Consider the following 20,307-nt stretch of genomic DNA (forward strand, 5'->3'; position numbering starts at 1 on the left):
TAGAGAACCACTAGAAAGGGGCGCGCCGGTCGGCGCGCCCCTTTCGTCATGTCAGCGGCGGGAAGGACCCGTCGTCGAGCGGCAGATAGGGCTTCACCGAGGTCACCGCCGCGACCGGGAGACGCCCGTAGATGTGCGGGAATTGCCGGCCGTCCGGCGACGGCGGAACCCCGTCCTCCCACACCACCGGAACGTCCACCAGCGACTCGTCGATCTCCAGGAGCAGCAGGTCCGTGCGCCCTCGGAAGAACGACGTCGCCGGCACGTGCACCCAGTCCACCGGTGAGCAGTGGATGAAGCCCTCAGTGGCGAGCGTGTCGCCCTCGTAGAAGTCGTCCACCGACGCCCACGCGTCACGCGGGCAGATGTGCAGGATCAACCCTTCTCCAAATATTCGGCGCGTTCCTCGTCGACCAGCGCGGACACCGAAGCGGCCAGCGCCGGGTAACGGGTCAGGTCCGGGTCGTCGCCGATCAACTCCGACGCCTCCGCCCGGGCCTCCTTGATCAGTTTCTCGTCCCGGAGCAACGAGAGCAGCCGCAGGTGCGAGTTCTTCCCGGACTGGGACGCGCCCAGCACGTCGCCCTCACGGCGCTGCTCCAGGTCGATCTCGGACAGTTTGAAGCCGTCCGTGGTGGACGCCACCGCGTCCAGCCGTTCCCGGGCCGCCGAGCCCTCGGCCGCCTCGGTGTGCAGCAGGCAGATGCCGGGCGCCGAGCCACGGCCCACCCGGCCGCGCAGCTGATGCAGCTGGGACACGCCGAACCGGTCGGCGTCCAGGATCAGCATCACCGTCGAGTTCGGAACGTCGACGCCCACCTCGATGACAGTGGTCGCCACCAGCACGTCCAGGTCACCGGCGGCGAACGTACGCATGACCTTGTCTTTTTCGTCGGCCGGCATCTTGCCGTGCAGCATGCCGATCCGCAGCCCTGACAAGTAGTCGTCCTGAAGCAACGGCAGGACATCGGTGACAGCGAGCGGCGGCCGGCGGGCGGATTCCGCGTCCGGCGGCGGAGCCTCCTCGTCCTCCGGCCCGTCGCCGATCCGCGGGCACACCACGTACGCCTGATGCCCGGCTTTCACCTCCTCCTTGATCCGCACCCAGGCGCGATCCAGAAAGGCCGGCTTGTCCAGGGCAGGAACCACGTGCGAGGCGATCGGCGAACGGCCACGCGGCAGCTGCGACAGGATCGACGTCTCCAGGTCGCCGTAGACGGTCATCGCCACGGTGCGCGGGATCGGCGTCGCCGTCATCACCAGCACGTGCGGGGGCCGGGCTGCTTTCGCCCGCAACGCGTCGCGCTGCTCCACCCCGAACCGGTGCTGTTCGTCGACGACCACCAGTCCCAGGTCCTTGAACTCGACTCCCTCGTACAGAAGGGCGTGTGTGCCCACGACGATGCCGGCGCTCCCGTCCGCGAGCTTGGCCAGCGCCGCACGCCGGGCCGCCGCACCCAGCGAGCCGGTGACCAGCGTCAACTGGGTGCCTTCCGGATCGCCGTCCAGCTCACCGGCCCTGGCGAGCGCCCCGAGCTGGGCGCTGATCCCGCGGGCGTGCTGGGTGGCGAGCACCTCGGTCGGCGCCAGCAGGGCGGCCTGTCCACCGGCGTCGACGACCTGCAGCATCGCGCGTACCGAAACGAGGGTCTTGCCGGAACCGACCTCGCCCTGAAGGAGCCGGTGCATGGGGTGCGGCCGGGAGAGATCGGCAGCGATCTCCTCACCCACCTCGCGCTGACCTTCGGTCAGCTCGTAGGGAAGCGAAGCGTCGAATTTGGCCAGCAGCCCGGCCTCGGCGCGCGGCCGGGCGGTGCCGGGCGCCGCGGCCGCACGTGCCCGGCGTTGCACAAGCGTCAGCTGTACGGCGAACGCCTCGTCCCACTTGAGCCGATGCTTGGCGCGGTACAGCGCCTCCTCGGAGCTGGGCCGGTGGATTTCCTGCAGCGCCGTCCCGATGCCGACCAGGCCCCGTTTGCCCCGCACGTCGCCGGGCAGCGGATCGGCCGGTGGCTCGAACGTGTCCAGCAGCGTCCGCACACATTTCGCGATCGTCCAGGTCGGCACGGCCTGCGCCGCCGGGTAGACCGGGATCAGGGCGCCGGCGAACTCCTCGATCTCGGCGGCCGCGTCGTCCTGCGTCGCGTCGGCTTTGAGCAGCTGATAGGCCGGGCCGTTCAGCTGGCGCTTGCCCCGGAACTCGGTGACCTTGCCGGCGAACAGGCCCCACACCCCCTTGCGCAGCTCCCGCTCGCGCCACGCCTGGTTGAAGAACGTGCAGCTCAGCGTCGCGCCCGTGCCGTCACCGATGGTGACCTCAAGCATGTTGCCCTTACGCGCCCGGAACGGCTTGAGGCTGATCCCCTGCACCTGCGCCAGCACAGTGACCTGCTCGTCCACCTCCAGACGGCGCAGGTCGGTGTGCTCGCCACGTTCGTCGTACCGTCGTGGGAAGTGGTAAATCAGGTCACCCGCCGTGTGCAGGTCCAGGTGGTCGGCGAGAGCTTTCGCGGTCTTGGCGCCGAGCACCTTGGTCAGCGGGGTCTCGGTCGTGTTCATTCGACTCCTGCCAGAAGGTGGTACCGGGGCTGTCCGCCCGTGTAGCACTGCATCTCGATGAACGGCCAGGTCCGGTGCACGTGCGCTCGCAGTTTCGCTTCGAGGCCGGGCGGTGCGTCCGCGCCGAGCACGCAGGTGACCAGCTCGCCGCCGCCGCCGAGCATCCGGTCCAACAGCCGGCGGCTCACCTCGGTCACGTCCTCACCGATCACGTGCACCTCGCCGTCGACCAGCCCGAGCAGGTCGCCCGAGCGGCACGGACCGGCCACCGTGAGCGCTTCCCGCTGCGCCGTGCAAACTTCGCCGGATCGGCACGCACCGGCCGCCTCAGCCATCGCGATCACGTCGTCAGCGAACGGCCGCTGCTGGTCACGCACCGCGAGAGCGGCCAGGGCCTGCACCGGCGAACGGGTCGGCACCATACTGACCTGCACACCCCCGACGGAGGCCTCGCGCGCCGCCGAACTGGCCACGGCGTGCGTGTTCGCGTCGTTCGGCAGCAGCACCACCGAACCCGCCCCGGTCGCGGCGATCGCAGCGAGCAGCTCGGCCGTCGACGGATTTCGATCGACAACCGTGGCGCCCTCCCCCTCGAAGAGCGCGGTGAGCCCGTCGCCGTCGGCGACGACCACCGCAGCCCGGAGATCACGTCCAGGCCGTTTCTCCTCCAGCTGGGTCACACTGATTTTGTACGGTCGACCCACCGCGATTCCTGCCTCGATCGCCGGGCCGATGTCGGTGACGTGCACGTGAACGTTCCACGTGGGTGGCGTCCCGTCGCCGGTCCCGACGATGACAAGCGAGTCACCGAGGGTCTCCAGAGCCGCCCTGAGCCCGGCGACGGCCTCGGGGGTGGCGTCGATCAGGAACTGAACCTCGAAGCCGTAACCAGCGCAGTCCGCAGGCTGCTCGTGGGTGACCGGCGTTGCTGGCGTTCCCTGCGTTGCTGGCGTTCCCGGCGCTCCCGGCGCTCCCGGCGTTCCCGGCGTTCCCGGCGCTCCCGGCGCTCCCGGCGCTCCCGGCGCTCCCGGCGCTCCCGGCGCTCCTGGCGCTCCTGGCGTGACGTCTAAGGGTGCTGGCTGATCTCGATCCGGCTGGTCTTGGTCCGGCTCGGAGTGCTCGTCCGTATTGCTGGATTCGACTCCTCGGACATTCCCGACTTGTTCCGCATGTCCGTCATCGGCCAACGCCTCGACCAGCGCGTCCAGCAGCAGGCAGAGGCCTCGGCCGCCCGCGTCGACCACACCCGCCCGGGCGAGGACCGGCAACTGCTGCGGCGTGCGGGCCAGCGCCTCGGTGGCCGACCGGGCCGCCGCCCTCGCCACGGCCACCAGGTTGTCCGACTTGATCCGGCCGGCCCCCTCGGCCGCTGCGGCCACGACCGACAGCACTGTACCCTCGACCGGGCGGGCCACCGCCGCGTACGCCGCATCGCTCGCCATGCGCAACGCGCGTGCCAGCTCCTTGCCCCGCACCGAGACCGCGTCGGCGAACGTGTCGGCCATCCCCCGCAGAATCTGCGAGACGATCACCCCCGAGTTGCCCCGGGCGCCGAGCAGAGCGCCCCGAGCCATCCGGCGCATCAGCCGATCGAGCGGCCGGCTCTGATCCGAGCCCTCCCGGGGTTCCCTGATTTCCTGGGTTTCCTCGTCCAGCGCCTCATAGGCCGCCGTCAGCGTCAGAACCAGGTTGGTGCCGGTGTCGCCGTCGGGCACCGGGTAGACGTTCAGCTCGTCGATCTCGCGCTGGTGCGCCCGCAACGCCTCGAGCCCACCACCGCACCAGCGGCGTACGGCAGCGGCATCGAGGGTCTCCAGCACGCGAAAATCGTACTAACCACCCCTGACAATCGCCCGGCACGCACCCTGAGCGGGGGCGATTGGTTCTTACCCCCATGGGTCGGGTAAGCTCGCCGGGTTGCCTGGCCATGCTTGTTAGTCGGGCCCCTTCAGTTTCGTATCAAACCCAGGAGTATCCCGTGGCTAGCGTGTGCGACGTCTGTGGCAAGGGACCGGGCTTCGGCCACAACGTGTCCCACTCGCACCGGCGGACCAACCGCCGCTGGAACCCGAACATCCAGTCGGTGCGCACCCCGGCCGGTGGCGGGACCACCAAGAAGGTCAAGGCCTGCACCTCGTGCATCAAGGCCGGCAAGGTTGTCCGCGCCTGACCTGACCCAACCGTTCCAAACGATGTAGCCGCTGGCCCCTCGGGCTCAGCGGCTACATCGCGTTATGCACAGTTCTGGGTTATGCACAGCTCTGGGTTTTCATAGCTCTGGGTTTTCCACAGCTCTGGGTTTTCCACAGGGCTTCCGGCGGCGATCAGGCCGATCGGCCAGAATCCGTCGCCATGCAGTTGCTCGAACGGCAGTGCCGGGTGCTCACCCGCGCTCAGGCACTCCACCATCTGACCGAACGGGCACTTCGCCATCGGCTCACTTCCGGCCGCTGGCAGACCGCCCATCCCGGTGTGTACGTGGCCCATTCCGGCCCGATCGGACCCGCCGAACGCCGGTGGATCGCCGTCCTGGGCGCCGTCAACGGCCATCTGGCATGCCTGGGCGGCCTCTCCGCCCTGGAGATCCTCGGGTTTCGCGGCTTCCCGGATCAGACGATCCACGTCATCGTGCCGGCTCGCCTGGTCCCGAAACGGCCGCCGCCCGGCGTAACCGTGCACCGCACCACCAGAATGCGCCGCTCCGAACTCCACCTGACGAGCTCCCCACCGAGCACGATGCCGGCCCGTTCCCTGCTCGACGCCGCACAGTGGCAGCCTTCAGAGCGCCGCGCCGCCACGATCATCCTGGCCGGGTTCCAGCAGCGCATGGTGCGCGCCGAAGAGATGTCCACCGCCGTGGCCGCCATGCCCCGCCTACGCCACCGCGCAGTGATCCGAGAAACAATCAGCGACGCCACAAACGGCGTGCGTTCATTGCCGGAGGCCGACTTCGTACGCCTGTGCCGAACCGCCGGCCTGCCCGAACCCGAGTTACAAAGGCCACGCCGCGACCAGGCCGGCCGCCGGAACTACTTGGACGCCTATTTCCCCGACCACGGCGTACACGTGGAGATCGACGGCAGCCACCACATGGACATCCAGCAGTGGTGGATCGACATGCGCCGCCAGAACGAGCTGTGGCTCCCGGGCGAGCGGGTACTCCGCTTTTCCGCCTGGGCCATCCGCCACGCGCCGGACGAGGTGGTGACCCAGCTACGCCAAGCATTGCTGGAGAGCCCACCCCGAAGTCTCCGGTAGCCGCCCGCGCGTCAGCCGGCCCAACAGCCGCTTTTCAACGTCGCAGGCACCCATCCGACGCCGCGCAAGCACCACCACAACGCCGTGCAGCACCCCTCACGCCGCTCCAGCCCTCACGCCGTCACTACGCCGCTCGGCCTCGACGATCTTGAGCGATCTTCAACACCCGCGTGTAGAAAATCGCTCAAGATCCGCAGAAGAGGCGCCAATGCCCCCACACGCGGCGACCTGTCCAGCGATCCTGCGGAGCACCCCCAGCCGATCTTGAGCGACTTTGCACCCTTGGCAGTCGAAAGTCGCTCAAGATCGCCAGAGACCTGCGGCTCACTGGCGCGACGGAGTGGCCGCACGGGCAACGGGCGGCGACTATCAGACGCCAAGCGACGGCATCAGCAACAAGCGGCGAAGCAGCGTCAGGCGGACACGCAATCAGCAGCATCAGGCAACCGCCCGCACGAGGTCGCGTTCTCACGATCGTGCGCGACCCGCCGATCCGACGGACCACCTGACCGACGGACCACCGGGCGGACGGACCACCGGGCGGACGGACGGACGATCAGCTCAGCCAGCACGCAGCCGTTGGCCGGAGATCTTGAGCGATTCCCTACATCCGGGGGTCGAGGATCGCTCAAGATCGCCGGGGGGCAGGCCTGACGGGCGGCGGGCGGGGGCGGGGGCGGCACGCGGCGGGCGGGGGCGGGGGCGGCACGCGGCGGGCGAGGCGGGGGCGGGAGCGGCACGCGGCGGGCGAGGCGGGGGCGGGGGCGGCACGCGGCGGGCGAGGCGGGGGCGGGGGCGGCACGCGGCGGGTGCTGGCGGGTGCTGGCGGGTAGCAGTGGACGCCGGGACGCCCGACCGCGATGCCAGCGGAGACCGCGCCGCCGGCGCCCCGCCGGCGCCCCGCCGGCGCCCCGCCAGCGCCCCGCCAGCGCCCCGCCAGCGCCCGGGCCGAACAGGCGCCGGCTGCCCCCGGCGCCTGTTCGGCCCTGAGTGACAACCTGAGTGACAAGCGGGCAGCTGGCGGCTCCTACAGCACCTTCGCGTACGACAGAACGCCCTCGTGCCCCCGATAAAACCCGAAGTCCGGGATCCTCACGTAACCCGCCGACTCGTACAGGGCTATCGCCTCCGGTTGCTTGTCCCCGGTCTCCAGTACCACCCGACGGCACCCCGCATCCCGAGCTGACTCCTCAATGGTCGCCAGCATTCGCCGGGCCACCCCGCGTCCGCGCGCCGCAGACAGGGTGAACATCCGCTTCAGCTCGGCGTCCGACGAGCCGTGCCGGCGCCAGCCCGCGCTTCCGATCAGCTTGCCGTCCAGCGAAGCGACGAAGAACGCCCCGTTCGGTGGGGTGAAGTCCTTGCCGGAGATCGGGGTGTCGTCCCCGGTGCCGCCGTACCTCTCCGACAAATCACGCAGATTCGCCGTTACCAGTACCTGCACGTCCGGGTCGTCGAAGTCCGCCGACTTGATCTTGATTTCTGACACGATCCAAAGATAAGCACGATCCGAAGACTGCACGATCCGAAGACAAGCACGATCCGAAGTTGTCAGCGGAAATGGTCCCAGCCCAGGCCCCCGCTCCACGGCTTGCGGTCGACGGTCACGCCGGAGCCATCGTGCACCGTGCCGACCACCTGCCACTCCGGCGGCAACGAGACCTCGGGCGGGAACGTCGCCGCGAGCGGGTGGTCGTCGCCTCCGGCGAGGACCCATTGGTACGGGTCGACGCCGAGCGCCTTGGCCGCGTCCCGCATCTGATCCGGCACGTCGAAGGCTTCCGGGTCGATGTCGATCGCCACGAGGCTGGACGACGCGATGTGACCAAGGTCCTGCAGCAGCCCGTCGGAGATGTCGATCATCGAGGTCGCGCCCAGGGCCGCCGCCTCCGGACCGGCCGCGTACCTGATGTCCGGGCGGCGGTACGCCTCGACGAGCTTCTTCGGCGTACGGAATCCTCGCGAAAGAACCGTGAGGCCCGCGGCCGCGTACCCGATCCGGCCGGAAAGGGCGAGAATGTCGCCTGGCTGGGCCCCGTCCCGGCGGACCGGTGCCGCGCCGCCCAGGTCTCCCAGTGCGGTGACCGCGATCGTCAGGGTCGGGCTGGAGGAGGTGTCGCCGCCCACCACGCTCGCGCCGACGACGGCGGCTTCGGCGCTGAGGCCGTCGGCGAGGCTTTCGATCCATTCGGTGTCGACGCCGGGCGGTACGCAGAGCGCCACCAGCAACGCCGTCGGCACCGCGCCCATAGCGGCGATGTCGGCGAGGTTGGCGGCCGCGGCCCGGTGCCCGATGTCTTCGGGGCCGCACCAGTCGCGGCGGAAGTGGCGGCCGTCGACGAGCACGTCGGTGGAGGCGACCACCCGCCCGTCGGGAGCGCGCACGATGGCAGCGTCGTCCCCCGGGCCGAGGATGGTGGCCGGGCCGGAGCCGAGCCGTGAGACGATTCGGCCAATAAGACCGAATTCGCCGCCTTCTGGGATGCTCACGTCAAAGTCCTTCGATGGTGGCGTCCCGCTCCCGGGTCGCTTCGTACGGTAGTTTCACGACCGAGGGATCACCGACGGTGGCGGATTGGAGTCGATCGTGGTCCAGGCATACATCCTCATCCAAACCGAGGTCGGTAAGGCCCGTGACGTGGCCGCCGCGATCGAGAAGATACCGGGGGTAGTCCGGGTGGACGCCGTGACCGGGCCGTACGACGTTGTCGTCCTGACCGAGGCGCACACCGTGGACGAGCTCGGCGGGCTGATTGTGAGCAAGGTCCAGTACGTACCGGGTATCACGCGGACGCTCACATGCTCCGTGGTAAACCTCTGACCATGGTGAATCTGGACACGCCGCAGCAAACCCCGGAGAAGAAGGACCCGGTGAAGCGGGCGGCCGCCATCTGGGCGACCGCTATCGCGGTACCGGTGACCCTACTGGTCGGTGTGCTGGCTTTCATCACGATTCAACCCGATAATCCCGAAAAGTCGGAAAAATCGGAAGCGCTACCCATCCCCAGCACCGCCGTCAGCATCGACGCCCCGAAACTGGACGAGCGCACCGCCACCGTCTGTCTGGCGGTCACATCCCAGCTCCCGGCGAAGATCCGCGACCTCCCGGCCCGCACCGTGACGGCCGGGCACGAGCAGAACGCCGCTTACGGCGAGCCGCCGATCACGGTGTCCTGTGGCGTACCCGCGCCCGTCATGTGCGAGTCGCTGCAGGACGAGACCCCGGGCTGCGTCCCGATGGACACCGAGCTACTGATCATGAACAGGGTCTGCTGGTACGCCAAGTCAGGCGGCAACGCGGCCACGATCACCACGATGGACCGCGAGGTCCCGGTCCAGGTGACCGTTCCTGATCACTACGACAACCCGGCACAGTGGGCGAACGAGTTCTCCGACACGGTCGTGAAGACGGTGAAGTCGAAGCCGCTCGACCAGATGCCGAGCGGCTGCCAGATCAGCTGAGGTCAGTGCAGGCCGGTTCCGCGCCGCAGCGCGGTGCGGATCAACCGGTCGACAACCTTCGGGTACTCCAGCCCGGTCGCCGCCCACATCATCGGGAACATCGACGTGGGCGTCATCCCCGGCATCGTGTTGATCTCGTTCAGGAAGACCTCGCCGGACTCCGTCACGAAGAAGTCGACCCGGGCGAGACCGGCACAGTCCAGCGCGGTGAAGGTCCGCAGCGCGTATTCCTGAACCTGGCGCTTCACCTCTGAAGGAAGATCCGCCGGGATCGTGAACCGGCTGCCCACCAGGTACTTCGTCTCGAAGTCGTACCACTCGGCGTCGTCCACGTGTATTTCGGCGAGCAGCGACGCCTCGGGCGAGCCACCGGCCTCACCCTCGAGAACCCCGCACTCGATCTCACGACCGACGATCGCGGCCTCGACAAGCACCTTCGGGTCGATCTGCCGGGCGGTGGCGACCGCCGCGTCCAGATCGGCCCAGTCGGAGATCTTGGTGATGCCGGTGGACGAGCCGGCCCGGGACGGCTTCACGAAGACCGGAAGGCCGAGCCGTTCCTTGTCCGCCTCGGACAGTGAGGCGCCGGCGCGCAGAACCGCGTACGGCCCGACCGGGATGCCCTCGACCGCCGCGAGCTTCTTGGTGAACTCCTTGTCCATGGCCGCCGCCGAGGCGAAGACGTTGGCGCCGACGTACGGGATCCCGGCCATCTCCAGCATTCCCTGGATCGTGCCGTCCTCGCCGTACGCGCCGTGCAGCACCGGGAACACCACGTCGACGCCGTCGAGCGAGGAGACGCCGTCCGCCGGGGAGCGCACGATCAGCTCGGTCGCCGTCGGGTCGGCCGCGAGCACCACGCCGTCACCGGACTCCGCGGTGATCTCCGGCAGGGTCTGCCCCTGGATCGAGAGCTGCGACGGGTCGCCGGCGGAGAGAACCCAGCGCCCCTCCCGGGTGATTCCGACCGGGACCGCTTCGTACTGATCCGGGTCCAGCGCGCCGAGGATGGCGCCCGCGCTCACGCAGGAAATGGCGTGCTCAGTACTGCGACCGCCGAACACGATCGCGACGCGGGTCTTCCGGGGGGTCGTCACTGAACTCGGTGCCTTTCGCTAGCGGTCATGCCGGGGGTGACCCTACTCTGCGTAAGCCGAATATGGGATCTGGCGAGGCAGGGGAACGAACAGGTCATGGCTCCAGCACTCCACGTGATCGCCGGCCCCGGTCCGGGCCAGCTGGCGACGATCGCGCACTCACCACAGGAGCCGTGGTCGGCTCCGGAACTGGGCGCTCTGGCCCGGTCAGGCGTACAAACTCTGGTCTTCACCGGCATGGGCGCCGAAGGCGACACCGCCGGCATCGAGCTGGTCTCCTTCCCGGACGCCGCCGATCCGGTGAAGCGCGAGGAGGCCACCGAGGTGGTCGCGCTCGCCGCCCGGCTCGCCCAGGACGTCCGCGCCGGCCGCTTCGTAGTCACCCAGTCAACGGGAGGCGTAGGCCGCTCCACCCTCCTGGCGACCATGACCCTCACCCTGCTGGGCATCCGCCCCGCCGAAGCGCTCCGCCGCATCGGCGGCCGCGCCACCCCGGAAGTCCCCCGCAACTGGCTCCACGACTTCGTCTCCACCCACGGCTGACCCCTTTTTGGATACGCCCACCGATTTTTGATACGCCCACCGATTTTTGTTACGCCCACCGATTTTTGTTACGCCCACCGATTTTTGTTACGCCCACCGATGCCCGACAACCGCATCATCGTGCCCCCGTCAACCCGAGGCGACTGACGCCCCTCCCGCCGGCGCACCCCGCCGCCGGCCCCGGACTCCCCCAAGCTCCCCCGTCGCGTGTTGAATTCGGGTTCAATCCGCACCCAATCCAGACACGCACACCGCGAACCGGGCCGCCCGTGTCGACTTCAGGTTCGAATCGCACCCCCATCAACGCGCACCGGAGGGCTGCCGCCACGCGTGCCGCTCTGCGGAGCGCTGGGCAAGTTGCCCGGCCAGTGAACCGCGCTTCGCCGCACCCCTCCGCCGCAGGCCCCCGACGCGTGTTGACTTGAGGTGCGATTCGAACCTCAAGTCAACACAAGCAGCCGGACCACGGCCCCCGTGTCGACTGGGTGCGAATTACACCCCAAATCAACACGCATCGGAGACGACGGGGCAGGGCGCGCGAAACGGCAGGGCAGGGCGCGCGAAACGGCAGGGCAGGGCGCGCGAAACGACAGGGCAGGGCGCGCGAAACGACAGGACAGGGCGCGCGAGACGGCGGGGCGGGTGGTGGGGTCAGGCGGCGAAGGTTTGGGGTAGGACCCCGGTGTCCCAGAGGGTGTCCAGGTGGGACAGGAAGCCTGTCAGGGTGCGTTCCAGCTCGCGGCGTTCGGACTGCGGGAGGGCGGCGAGCGGGTCGGAGAAGATCAGGCCGTCGGGGTGTTTGGCGCGGGTGCCGACGAACTTGGCGCAGCCGGCGCACCAGACGTAGCTCACCAGCGTGGGGCGGCGCGCGTTCTCCGGTGCCGTGAAATATGCCCGCAGCCGCCGCTCGCCGCAGCCGGGGCAGTTTCGCTCCCCCGGTGACAGGAAGAAGCTCTCGCCCTGAGTGAGCGCCGCCACCTCGTCGGCGCTGAAGGTGCCGGTCACCGGGAGGAGTCCAGCGCCGCCGTGATGTCCGCGATCAGGTCGGTGGTGTCCTCGATGCCGCAGGAGAACCGGACGAATCCCGGAGCGGTGTCGTCACCCCACTGTGCCCGGCGGTCGGCTGTGGTGTGTACCCCGCCGAAGCTTGTCGCGGCGAAGACCAGGTCGGCCGCCTCCAGGAAGCGGGCCACACGCTCGGCCGAGCCCAGGTCGAACGAGACCACACCGGGGATGCGGCGCATCTGCGTCGAGGCGATCGGGTACGACGGGTCGGACGGCAGGCCCGGCCACCGTACGCCGGTCACGTCGTCGCGGGTGAGCAGCAGTTCCGCGACGGCGGCGGCGTTCTGGCTCTGCCGGGCGAGCCGCAGGTCCAGGGTGGCGATCGAGCGGTGTGCCAGCCAGCAGTCGAAGGCGCCCGGTACCGCGCCGGTCTGCTTGCGCCACGTCTCCACCTTGCCGAGCAGCTCCGGGTCGGTGCCCGCGACGTAACCGAGCAGCACGTCGGAGTGCCCGGTCAGCGCCTTGGTGCCGGACGCGACGACCAGGTCGGCGCCGAGGGCGAGCGGGTTCTGCCCGAGCGGCGTCGCGGTGGTGTTGTCGACGGCCACGAGCGCGCCCGCGGCGTGGGCGGCCTCGGAGATCGCGCGCACGTCGCAGACGTCGAGTCCCGGGTTCGCCGGCGTTTCCAGCAGCACCAGCCGCACACCCGTCAGATCAGGGTATGGGTGCGATGCCGTTGGAATCAGTACGAGTTTGACGCCCAAGTCACGAAGCGTGGTTTCGGCGAATGCGCGTACCGTGAAATATCCGTCCGCGGGGAGCGCGACCGTGTCGCCGGTGCGAAGCACCGCGAGGAGCAGGGCGGTGATCGCCGCCTGGCCGCTGGCGAAAACCAGAGCAGGCGCTCCTTCGAGCGCGCCGATCGCTGATTCCAGAAGCTCGCGGGTGGGGTGCTCGGTGCGGGCATAACCGTGATCGCCGGGCCCGGTCGACGGGTCGAGGTGGTACGGCGCGGCGAAGACCGGACCGGGCAGGAAAGGCTCACCCACCACGGGCGCGGGCAGACCGGCGTGGACCGAACGGGTGCCGTCGGAGTAAGTCACTCGGGTTTCATCTCTCGTGTCATCAGCAGTTTCACCGCGACCCGCGGGTCGGCGCCCTCATGGCAGACCCGTTCGACCTGCTCGACGATCGGCATCTCGACGCCGTTCGCCCGGGCCAGGTCGCGGAGGGAAAGGCAGCTCTTCACACCTTCGGCGGTCTGCCGGGTGGCGACCTGTGCCTGCTCCAGCGACTCGCCGCGGCCGAGGTGCTCGCCGAACGTGCGATTGCGGGCCAGCGGCGACGAGCAGGAGGCGACCAGGTCACCGAGCCCGGCCAGGCCGGCGAAGGTCAGCGGGTCGGCGCCGAGGGCGACACCGAGCCGGGCCGTCTCGGCGAGTCCGCGAGTGATCAGCGAGGCACGGGTGTTGTCACCGAGGCCAATGGCAACGGCCATCCCGTACGCCAGCGCGATCACGTTCTTGGTGGCGCCGCCGAGTTCGCAGCCGATCACGTCGTCGCTGGTGTACGGCCGGAAGTACGGCGTCGCCAGCGCGTGCTGCACCTGCTTGGCGCGGCCCTCGTCGGAGCAGGCCACCACGGTCGCGGTGGGCTGGTTCGCGGCGATCTCGGGCGCCAGGTTGGGTCCGGATACCACGACCACCCGGTCCGCGGCCACGCCGGCCGTGTCGACGATCACCTCGCTCATCCGCTTGAGGGTGCCGAGTTCGATGCCCTTCATGAGCGAGACAACGGTGGCGTCCCGGGGGAAGGCCGATGCCCAGTCAGCGAGGTTGGCGCGCAGGGTCTGCGACGGCACCGCGATGGCGATCAGCTCGGCGCCGGACACCGCCTCGGCCAGGTCGGTGGTGCCTGTCACGTTCTGCGCCAGGCGTACGCCCGGAAGCGACCCCTCGTTGCTCCGCTGCTCCCGGATCTCGGTGGCGACCGCTTCCCGCCGTGCCCACATGGTCACGTCCGAGCCGGCGTCGGCGAGCACCTTCGCGAACGCCGTACCCCACGATCCGGATCCGATGACGGCGGCCTTCATGGTGCGTCCTCCGAGGTCGAGGCCCGGCGGGCGGGCCGTTCATAGAGCGCCGGCGGTTCGCCGTCGCGGATCTCACCGAGCAGATCCCGGACACCCAGCATGATCGCCTCGGTCATCTCGTCCAGCACCGCCCGGCTCGGTGAGGCGCCGGACCAGCGCGCCAGATCGATCGGCTTGCCGGTGGTGACCGTGACGTGCGTACGCCGCAGCTTCAGCCTGTTGGTACGCGGATCGAAGATCACCTGTGGTCCCCAGGTGGCCATCGGCACCACCGGAGCGCCGGTGAGCAGGGCAAGCCGGGCAGCGCCGGTCTTGCCGCGCATCGGCCAGAGGTCGGGGTGCCGGGTGGTCGTGCCCTCCGGGTAGATCACCACGGCGTCACCCTCGTTCAGGGCCGTGACCAGAGTCTCCAGCGACTTCACCGCCTCGATGCTGCCCCGTTCGACCGGGATCTGCCGGGTCTTGCGGAGTAGGTACCCGATGACCGGCACCCGCCACACACTGGCCTTGCCGAGGAACCGGGGCCAGCGGCCGGCCCGGTAGATGTAGTGGGCGACCACGAGCGGATCGAAGTGCGAGACGTGGTTCGGCACCAGGATGACCGGGCCGGACCTGGGCACGTTCTCCCGGCCGATCCAGGTCTTCGTGGTCAGCGCGGTCATCACGGGCACCACCAGCATCACCGCGAAACGCTGCCAGAATCCGAGCCTGAGCTGCGCCACGGCATCCCCCGTCCCTCGATCGGCGACGGATCCGCGCCGGACCACGTTCACCTGCGACGAAATCATGCCCGCTGGGGACGGGCCGTACCAGGGAGGGGTCTGACGAAGTGCGCAAAACCGCAGCTGAGCTTCGTGGGGCAGACTGATCACGTGGTGGTGCGGAAGTGGACCGTGGTGATCCCGGTCAAGCGGCTGGGGTCGGCCAAGACGCGGTTGCGGGGCGCCGTGCCCGCCGACCGGCATCCGGAGCTGGCGCTCGCCATGGTGCGCGACACCGTGGCCGCGGTCCTCGCGACCCCGTCGGTGGCCGGGCTCGTGGTGGTCACCGACGATCCGGCGGTCGCCGTGGCGGTCCGCCGGCTGGGCGCCCGGGTGGCGCCGGACCCGGGCGACGGGCTGAACGGCGCCCTGCGGCACGGCGCCGACGAGGTGGCCGGGCTCGCGACGCACCGGGCCGTGCTCACCGGCGACCTGCCGGCCCTGCGTCCGGAGCAGCTCGACGAGGCGCTGGGCCGGGTGGCCGGGCGGGCGTTCGTACCGGACGCGGCCGGCACCGGCACGGTCCTGCTCGCGGTGCCGCCGGGTGAGCCCCTGCGGCCGCTGTTCGGCCCGCACTCGGCGCGAGCCCACGCCGGTTCCGGTGCCACCGAGCTCACCGGCGACTGGCCCGGCCTGCGGCAGGACGTGGACACCGCCGCTGATCTCGGCACCGTGCTCGGTCTCGGCGCCGGGAGGCGGACCTGTGAGCTCCTGCGTGATCTCGGACTCACGGCAGCGTGCACGTCGGCCGCATGAGAGCCGCCGGAAACAGGTAGCGTTCTGCGTTATGCAGGGGACGATCGCGACCTTCGACCCGGACACCCGCAGCGGCACGCTGCTGCTCGACGACGGCTCTGAACTGGGGTTCGCAGAGGAGGCCTTCGCACGGTCCGGCCTGCGCCTGCTACGTCTGGGGCAGCGGGTCACCGTGGAGGCCGGCGCTGACGGCACGATCGCGAGGGTGACGATTCCTGGAGTTGTCTGAATTGATCATCCGGTAGTTCGTTTCACGTTTCGTCCGCAGCGGCAAGAATGGGGGCATGCAGACCCCGCCCCGGACCCCCGAGCCCCGCAGGCGTGGCCCGAACGGCCGCTTTCTCCCCCCTGACACCGCCGAGACGAAACCTGTCGAGGTGATCGAGCCCGCAGCCGCTGCCGAGACGACTGTGGAGGCTGCGGCAAAACCGGAGGAAAAGGTCGTGGAGATAGTGACGGACGTGACCGACCTGGCGGACGAGGACATCGAGCCCGTTGTCGACGAGCGCTATTACCTGCCGTCCGACCGCTTCCTGAACCGGGAACTCTCCTGGCTCGACTTCAACGCCCGGGTGCTGGCTCTCGCCGAGGACCCCGGCACGCCGCTGCTGGAGCGCGCGAAATTCCTGGCGATCTTCGCGAGCAACCTGGACGAGTTCTTCATGGTCCGGGTCGCCGGCCTGAAGCGGCGGCTCAGCGCCGGTCTGCCGGTCCGCGGTGGTGACCGTTCCCCACTGCGCCACCAGATCGAGATGATCACCGAGCGGGTCGCGGACCTGGTGACCCGGCACGCCGCCTGCTTCGCCGACGAGGTCCGGCCGAAACTCGCTGCTGAGAGCATCGAGGTGGTCAGCTGGCGAGAGCTGGACGCTCCCGAGCAGGGGCGGCTGCGGACGTTCTTCCGTGAGCAGGTCTTCCCGGTGCTGACGCCGCTCGCTGTCGACCCGGCGCACCCGTTCCCGTACATCTCGAGCCGCTCGCTGAACCTCGCGGTGGCCCTGCGTTACCCGGACGGGGACACCCCCGAGCTGTTCGCCCGGATCAAGGTGCCGAACAACGTTCCCCGCTTCGTGACCGTGCAGAACGACAGCCGAGGCGTGCGTTTCCTGCCGATCGAGGAGCTCATCGCCAACCACCTCGACCAGCTCTTCCCGGGCATGCAGATCCTGGAGGTGCACGCGTTCCGGGTGACCCGCAACGCCGAGCTGGAGGTGGACGAGGACCGCGACGAGGACCTGCTGCAGGCCCTGGAGCGGGAGATCGCGCAGCGCCGGTTCGGCCCGCCGGTCCGGCTCGAAGTGGCCGCCTCGATCAGCGACCACGTGCTCGACCTGCTGGTCCGTGAGCTCGACATGGACGACCACGACGTGCTGCGGGTGCCCGGCCTGCTCGACCTGTCGGCCCTCTGGCAGGTGTTCGGCGACTGCGACCGGGACGATCTGAAGGACCGCCCTTTTGTACCGGCGACCCATCCGCAGCTGGCCGACGGCGAGGTGCCACGCAGCGTTTTCAACCGGCTACGTGAGTCCGACATCCTGGTGCACCACCCGTACCACTCGTTCTCGACGAGCGTGCAGCGCTTCATCGAGCAGGCCGCGGCCGACCCGAACGTGCTGGCCATCAAGCAGACGCTGTACCGGACCTCGGGTGACTCGCCGATCGTGGACGCCCTGGTGGACGCGGCGGCGGCCGGCAAGCAGGTGGTGGTCCTGGTCGAGGTGAAGGCCCGCTTCGACGAGGTGGCGAACATCGCCTGGGCGCGCACTCTGGAGCGCGCCGGCTGCCACGTCGTCTACGGCCTGGTCGGTCTCAAGACGCACTGCAAGACCGCGCTGGTGGTGCGTCAGGAGGGCAACCAGATCCGCCGGTACTGCCACATCGGCACCGGCAACTACCACCCGAAGACCGCCCGGCTCTACGAGGACTTCGGCATGCTGACCGCCGACCCCGAGGTGGGCGCGGACGTCACCGACCTGTTCAACGTGCTCACCGGGTACAGCCGGCAGACCACGTTCCGGCGTCTGCTGGTGGCGCCGCACGGCGTACGCCGTGGTCTGGTCGAACGGATCGAGGAGCAGGCCCGGATCGCCCGGTCCGGCGGTGAGGCCCTGGTGCAGATCAAGGTGAACTCGCTGGTGGACGAGGAGACCATCGACGCCCTCTACCGAGCCTCTCAGGACGGCGTGAAGGTCGACCTGGTCATCCGCGGGATGTGCGCGCTGCGACCGGGTGTGGCGGGCATGTCGGAGAACATCCGGGTCCGCTCGATCGTGGGCCGGTTCCTGGAGCACTCCCGGATCTTCCGGTTCGGCCCGGGCCCCGACTCGGAGTACTGGATGGGGTCCGCCGACCTGATGCACCGCAACCTGGACCGCCGGGTGGAAGCCCTGGTCCGGGTCACGCTCACGTCGGCCCGCGAGGAGATGCGCAACGTCCTCGAGCTGTCGATGCGGGACCAGACCGAGGGCTGGGACCTGGACGGCGACGGCATCTGGCAGCGCAACCTCGGTACGCCCGGCCGCCCGCAGGTCCACCTCCAGGACGCCCTGCTCCGACGCGTCGTCAAGAAGAGCTGATGCCGGACACCGAGTTCGCCGCGGGCGGGGTGCTCCACCGCCCGCGCCCGGACGGTGCCGAGGTCTGCCTCGTGCACCGACCACGATACGACGACTGGAGCCTGCCGAAAGGCAAGCTGACCGCCGGTGAGCCGGCGCTGCTCGGCGCTCTGCGCGAGGTGCAGGAGGAGACCGGCACGGCCGGGATCCCGCTGCTACGGCTGCCCTCGGTGGACTACACCCTGCCGGACGGCCGGCCCAAGAACGTGGCGTACTGGCTGCTGCAGGCGCCCGCCGGGAGTGACGGTCCGGTGCAGGACGTCGACGAGGTCGACGAGCGCGTCTGGCTGCCGCTGGACGTGGCCCGGGAACGGCTCACCTATCCGGCGGAGCAGCAGCTGCTGGACCACGTGGCCGGCCTGCCACCGGTGACCTCGGTGATCGCGCTGGTCCGGCACGCACACGCGGGCGAGCGGAAGAAGTGGAACGGGCGCGACGCGCTGCGCCCGATCGATCCGGAAGGCGCCAAGCAGGCCGACCTGATCGCGGCGACGCTCACGTCGTTCCGGCCGCGCCGGCTGGTGGCCGCTCCCCCACTGCGCTGCTCGCAGACCCTGGAACCGCTGGCCGCCGCGCTCGGCGCCGCACCGATCATCCTGGACGGCGCGTTCGCCGAGCCGTCCGAGACGACGGATCTGGCGACCCGGCTGTCGATGGCAAGAACCCGGCTCGCCGAGCTGCGCAAGGCCGGCCGGGTCGTGGTGTGCAGCCAAGGCAAGGTGATGCCGCAGCTGCTGGCGCTGCTGCACGGCGTCGAGGACCACGAGGAGTTCAAGACCCGCAAGGGCGACGGCTGGCTCCTCACCTGGTCCGGCGAGCGGCTGCTGGGCGCCTCACGCCTGTGACCGCGCGGGCCGCCGGCGGGTCCGACCGCCAGTAACCGAGCAGGTCACCGGTGAGCCAGCGGGCCCGCCACAGCTCGTCGCGCCGCGGCTCCCAGTCCCGGTACGGCAACAGCGCGAGCCGCCAGGTGAGCACACCGAGCAGGTACCAGCCGTACAGCGGGACCGCGCCGAGCCAGCCGTCCCGCCGCCGGTACGAGCACCACGGCGCGCACACGGCCACCGCGAGCCCGGACCATCCGCAGGTGATCAGCCAGTCCAGCACCGGCTGCCCGGTGCGGTGCTCGGCCAGGTCGCCGAGTGTCCATCCGGGCAGGACGGCGACGGTGAACAGCACCGCGGCGATGGACGAGCGGGCGACCAGACCACGCGGCGCCGACAGGCGTTCCCAGCGTTCCATGCCCGGACCGTAGGACGGGCTGGGCCGCGGTGTGCGGGAACGCGGAAGGCGCCCACCCAACGGGTGGACGCCCTCGTATATCTACGGGCTCAGCGAGCCTTTCGCGACGACGCCGTGCGTGCCGTGGCGGTGGTGCGGGCCCGAGCCGGCGCGGCCGCCGGACTGGCCGTCTTGCGGGACGTCGTCTTCTTGGCGGCGGCGGCCGTGGTCTTGACCGCGGCCGACTTGGCCGGAGCGGCGGCCTTGGCGGCAGTCGACTTGGTAGCCGTCTTCTTGGCGGCGGCCGGCGCAGCCTTGGTAACCGCCTTGGTGGCGGTCGCCTTGGAAGCGGTCGCCTTGGTCGCGGTCGCCTTGGTGGCTGTCGCCTTGGTGGCTGTCGCCTTGGTGGCTGTCGTCTTCTTGGCAGCCGGCGCGGTCTTGGTAACAGCCTTGGCAGCAGTCGCCTTGGAAGCCGTCGCCTTGGAAGCGGTCGTCTTCTTGGCAGCGGCCGGCGCGGCCTTGGTAACCGCCTTGGCCGCAGTCGCCTTGGAAGCCGCCGTCTTCTTGGCAGCGGCCGGAGCAGCCTTGGAAACCGCGGTCTTCTTGGCCGCGGTGGACTTCGTAGCGGTGGCGGCCTTTGCCGGTTTGCCGCTCGCAACGAGATCCCGGAACGTGCTTCCCGGTTTGAATGCTGCGACCGACGTCTTCTTGACCTTTACCGCCTCACCGGTTCGCGGATTCCGTGCGGTACGCGCATTGCGCACTCGCTTCTCGAAAGAGCCGAAGCCGGTGAGGGCCACCTTGTCGCCCTTGGCGACGGCGTTCTGCACCTCGCTGATGAACGCGTCCAGTGCCTGGGTCGCGATCTTTTTGTCACCCAGTCGGACAGCGAGCGCCTCGATGAGCTCGGCCTTGTTCACGGTTTTCCTCCCGGACGT

21 protein-coding genes are annotated in these 20,307 nt (G+C 69.8%); 9 read left to right on the forward strand and 12 right to left on the reverse strand.

Translation table 11 applies throughout. The features are described from left to right. Positions 1 to 46: 46 nt before the first annotated feature. The 3 genes from ACQP2E_RS33415 to ACQP2E_RS33425 are packed head-to-tail and all read right to left on the reverse strand — an operon-like array spanning position 47 to position 4,379. A complete protein-coding gene (locus ACQP2E_RS33415) occupies positions 47 to 379 on the reverse strand; it encodes a DUF952 domain-containing protein (RefSeq protein ID WP_433826971.1) in 333 nt (110 codons plus the stop codon). Beyond that, entirely contained in the window at positions 376 to 2,559 is a 2,184-nt protein-coding gene (recG, locus tag ACQP2E_RS33420) for an ATP-dependent DNA helicase RecG (RefSeq protein ID WP_433826972.1), read from the reverse strand. Before recG ends, ACQP2E_RS33415 begins: the two co-directional genes overlap by 4 nt. Continuing rightward, entirely contained in the window at positions 2,556 to 4,379 is a 1,824-nt protein-coding gene (locus tag ACQP2E_RS33425) for a DAK2 domain-containing protein (RefSeq protein ID WP_433826973.1), read from the reverse strand. Before ACQP2E_RS33425 ends, recG begins: the two co-directional genes overlap by 4 nt. Before the next feature lie 158 nt (positions 4,380 to 4,537). Here ACQP2E_RS33425 and rpmB point away from each other — a divergent pair, with 158 nt between their 5' ends. Then, on the forward strand, positions 4,538 to 4,729 hold the full coding sequence (rpmB, locus tag ACQP2E_RS33430) for a 50S ribosomal protein L28 (RefSeq protein ID WP_111654257.1): 192 nt from the start codon (positions 4,538 to 4,540) through the stop codon (positions 4,727 to 4,729). Positions 4,730 to 4,911: 182 nt separating this feature from the next. Continuing rightward, positions 4,912 to 5,817, forward strand: a complete 906-nt coding sequence (locus ACQP2E_RS33435; protein WP_433826974.1) for a DUF559 domain-containing protein — start codon at positions 4,912 to 4,914, stop codon at positions 5,815 to 5,817. A gap of 1,027 nt (positions 5,818 to 6,844) precedes the next feature. Here the strand turns inward: ACQP2E_RS33435 and ACQP2E_RS33440 are convergent. Beyond that, complete coding sequence (locus ACQP2E_RS33440; RefSeq protein ID WP_433826975.1) at positions 6,845 to 7,306, reverse strand: GNAT family N-acetyltransferase; 462 nt, start codon at positions 7,304 to 7,306, stop codon at positions 6,845 to 6,847. Positions 7,307 to 7,368: 62 nt separating this feature from the next. After that, positions 7,369 to 8,307: a thiamine-phosphate kinase gene (locus ACQP2E_RS33445; protein ID WP_433826976.1), complete on the reverse strand. Its 939-nt coding sequence runs from the start codon at positions 8,305 to 8,307 to the stop codon at positions 7,369 to 7,371. Between the two features lie 97 nt (positions 8,308 to 8,404). Here ACQP2E_RS33445 and ACQP2E_RS33450 point away from each other — a divergent pair, with 97 nt between their 5' ends. Together ACQP2E_RS33450 and ACQP2E_RS33455 are read left to right on the forward strand one after the other, a co-directional pair. Beyond that, complete coding sequence (locus tag ACQP2E_RS33450) at positions 8,405 to 8,638, forward strand: Lrp/AsnC ligand binding domain-containing protein (protein ID WP_014447186.1); 234 nt, start codon at positions 8,405 to 8,407, stop codon at positions 8,636 to 8,638. Positions 8,639 to 8,640: 2 nt separating this feature from the next. Further along, positions 8,641 to 9,279, forward strand: coding sequence for a DUF3515 domain-containing protein (locus ACQP2E_RS33455; protein WP_433826977.1), 639 nt, complete (start codon positions 8,641 to 8,643; stop codon positions 9,277 to 9,279). Positions 9,280 to 9,281: 2 nt separating this feature from the next. Here ACQP2E_RS33455 and ACQP2E_RS33460 read toward each other — a convergent pair whose 3' ends face one another. Further along, positions 9,282 to 10,376 carry a D-alanine--D-alanine ligase family protein gene (locus ACQP2E_RS33460; protein ID WP_433826978.1) on the reverse strand — a complete coding sequence of 365 codons (1,095 nt, stop codon included), beginning with the start codon at positions 10,374 to 10,376 and terminating at the stop codon, positions 9,282 to 9,284. A gap of 96 nt (positions 10,377 to 10,472) precedes the next feature. On the opposite strand from ACQP2E_RS33460, the gene ACQP2E_RS33465 reads away from it, so the two are divergent. Then, entirely contained in the window at positions 10,473 to 10,919 is a 447-nt protein-coding gene (locus ACQP2E_RS33465; protein WP_433826979.1) for a hypothetical protein, read from the forward strand. A 651-nt stretch (positions 10,920 to 11,570) separates the two neighbouring features. On the opposite strand, the gene ACQP2E_RS33470 is transcribed toward ACQP2E_RS33465, so the two are convergent. Genes ACQP2E_RS33470 through ACQP2E_RS33485 form a run of 4 tightly spaced genes read right to left on the reverse strand, consistent with a single transcriptional unit; the run spans position 11,571 to position 14,738 of the window. Continuing rightward, positions 11,571 to 11,924 carry a hypothetical protein gene (locus tag ACQP2E_RS33470; protein ID WP_433826980.1) on the reverse strand — a complete coding sequence of 118 codons (354 nt, stop codon included), beginning with the start codon at positions 11,922 to 11,924 and terminating at the stop codon, positions 11,571 to 11,573. Continuing rightward, on the reverse strand, positions 11,921 to 13,027 hold the full coding sequence (locus ACQP2E_RS33475; RefSeq protein WP_433826981.1) for a cystathionine gamma-lyase: 1,107 nt from the start codon (positions 13,025 to 13,027) through the stop codon (positions 11,921 to 11,923). Before ACQP2E_RS33475 ends, ACQP2E_RS33470 begins: the two co-directional genes overlap by 4 nt. Then, a complete protein-coding gene (locus ACQP2E_RS33480; protein ID WP_433826982.1) occupies positions 13,024 to 14,016 on the reverse strand; it encodes an NAD(P)H-dependent glycerol-3-phosphate dehydrogenase in 993 nt (330 codons plus the stop codon). The genes ACQP2E_RS33475 and ACQP2E_RS33480 overlap by 4 nt, the downstream gene beginning before the upstream one ends. Beyond that, positions 14,013 to 14,738 (reverse strand): lysophospholipid acyltransferase family protein, encoded by a 726-nt coding sequence (locus ACQP2E_RS33485; RefSeq protein WP_433826983.1) that lies wholly within the window; start codon positions 14,736 to 14,738, stop codon positions 14,013 to 14,015. The genes ACQP2E_RS33480 and ACQP2E_RS33485 overlap by 4 nt, the downstream gene beginning before the upstream one ends. Before the next feature lie 153 nt (positions 14,739 to 14,891). Here ACQP2E_RS33485 and cofC point away from each other — a divergent pair, with 153 nt between their 5' ends. From cofC to ACQP2E_RS33505, 4 genes are read left to right on the forward strand one after another with little or no spacing between them, the layout of a single operon-like run. Then, positions 14,892 to 15,533: a 2-phospho-L-lactate guanylyltransferase gene (cofC, locus tag ACQP2E_RS33490; protein WP_433834157.1), complete on the forward strand. Its 642-nt coding sequence runs from the start codon at positions 14,892 to 14,894 to the stop codon at positions 15,531 to 15,533. 31 nt (positions 15,534 to 15,564) lie between these two features. After that, the gene (locus ACQP2E_RS33495; protein ID WP_433826984.1) at positions 15,565 to 15,762 is read left to right on the forward strand and encodes a cold-shock protein; all 198 of its coding nucleotides are present in this window, start codon (positions 15,565 to 15,567) and stop codon (positions 15,760 to 15,762) included. A 55-nt stretch (positions 15,763 to 15,817) separates the two neighbouring features. Next, positions 15,818 to 18,109, forward strand: a complete 2,292-nt coding sequence (locus ACQP2E_RS33500) for an RNA degradosome polyphosphate kinase (RefSeq protein WP_433826985.1) — start codon at positions 15,818 to 15,820, stop codon at positions 18,107 to 18,109. Then, complete coding sequence (locus ACQP2E_RS33505) at positions 18,109 to 18,993, forward strand: NUDIX hydrolase (protein ID WP_433826986.1); 885 nt, start codon at positions 18,109 to 18,111, stop codon at positions 18,991 to 18,993. The genes ACQP2E_RS33500 and ACQP2E_RS33505 overlap by 1 nt, the downstream gene beginning before the upstream one ends. On the opposite strand, the gene ACQP2E_RS33510 is transcribed toward ACQP2E_RS33505, so the two are convergent. Both ACQP2E_RS33510 and ACQP2E_RS33515 read right to left on the reverse strand, forming a co-directional pair. Then, complete coding sequence (locus tag ACQP2E_RS33510) at positions 18,950 to 19,390, reverse strand: hypothetical protein (protein ID WP_433826987.1); 441 nt, start codon at positions 19,388 to 19,390, stop codon at positions 18,950 to 18,952. The two genes, ACQP2E_RS33505 and ACQP2E_RS33510, sit on opposite strands and share 44 nt — an antisense overlap. Before the next feature lie 89 nt (positions 19,391 to 19,479). Next, a complete protein-coding gene (locus tag ACQP2E_RS33515; protein ID WP_433826988.1) occupies positions 19,480 to 20,289 on the reverse strand; it encodes an HU family DNA-binding protein in 810 nt (269 codons plus the stop codon). Positions 20,290 to 20,307 lie beyond the last annotated feature (18 nt).

The sequence above is a fragment of the Actinoplanes sp. CA-015351 genome (genome assembly GCF_050955685.1).
Taxonomy (GTDB): Bacteria; Actinomycetota; Actinomycetes; order Mycobacteriales; family Micromonosporaceae; genus Actinoplanes.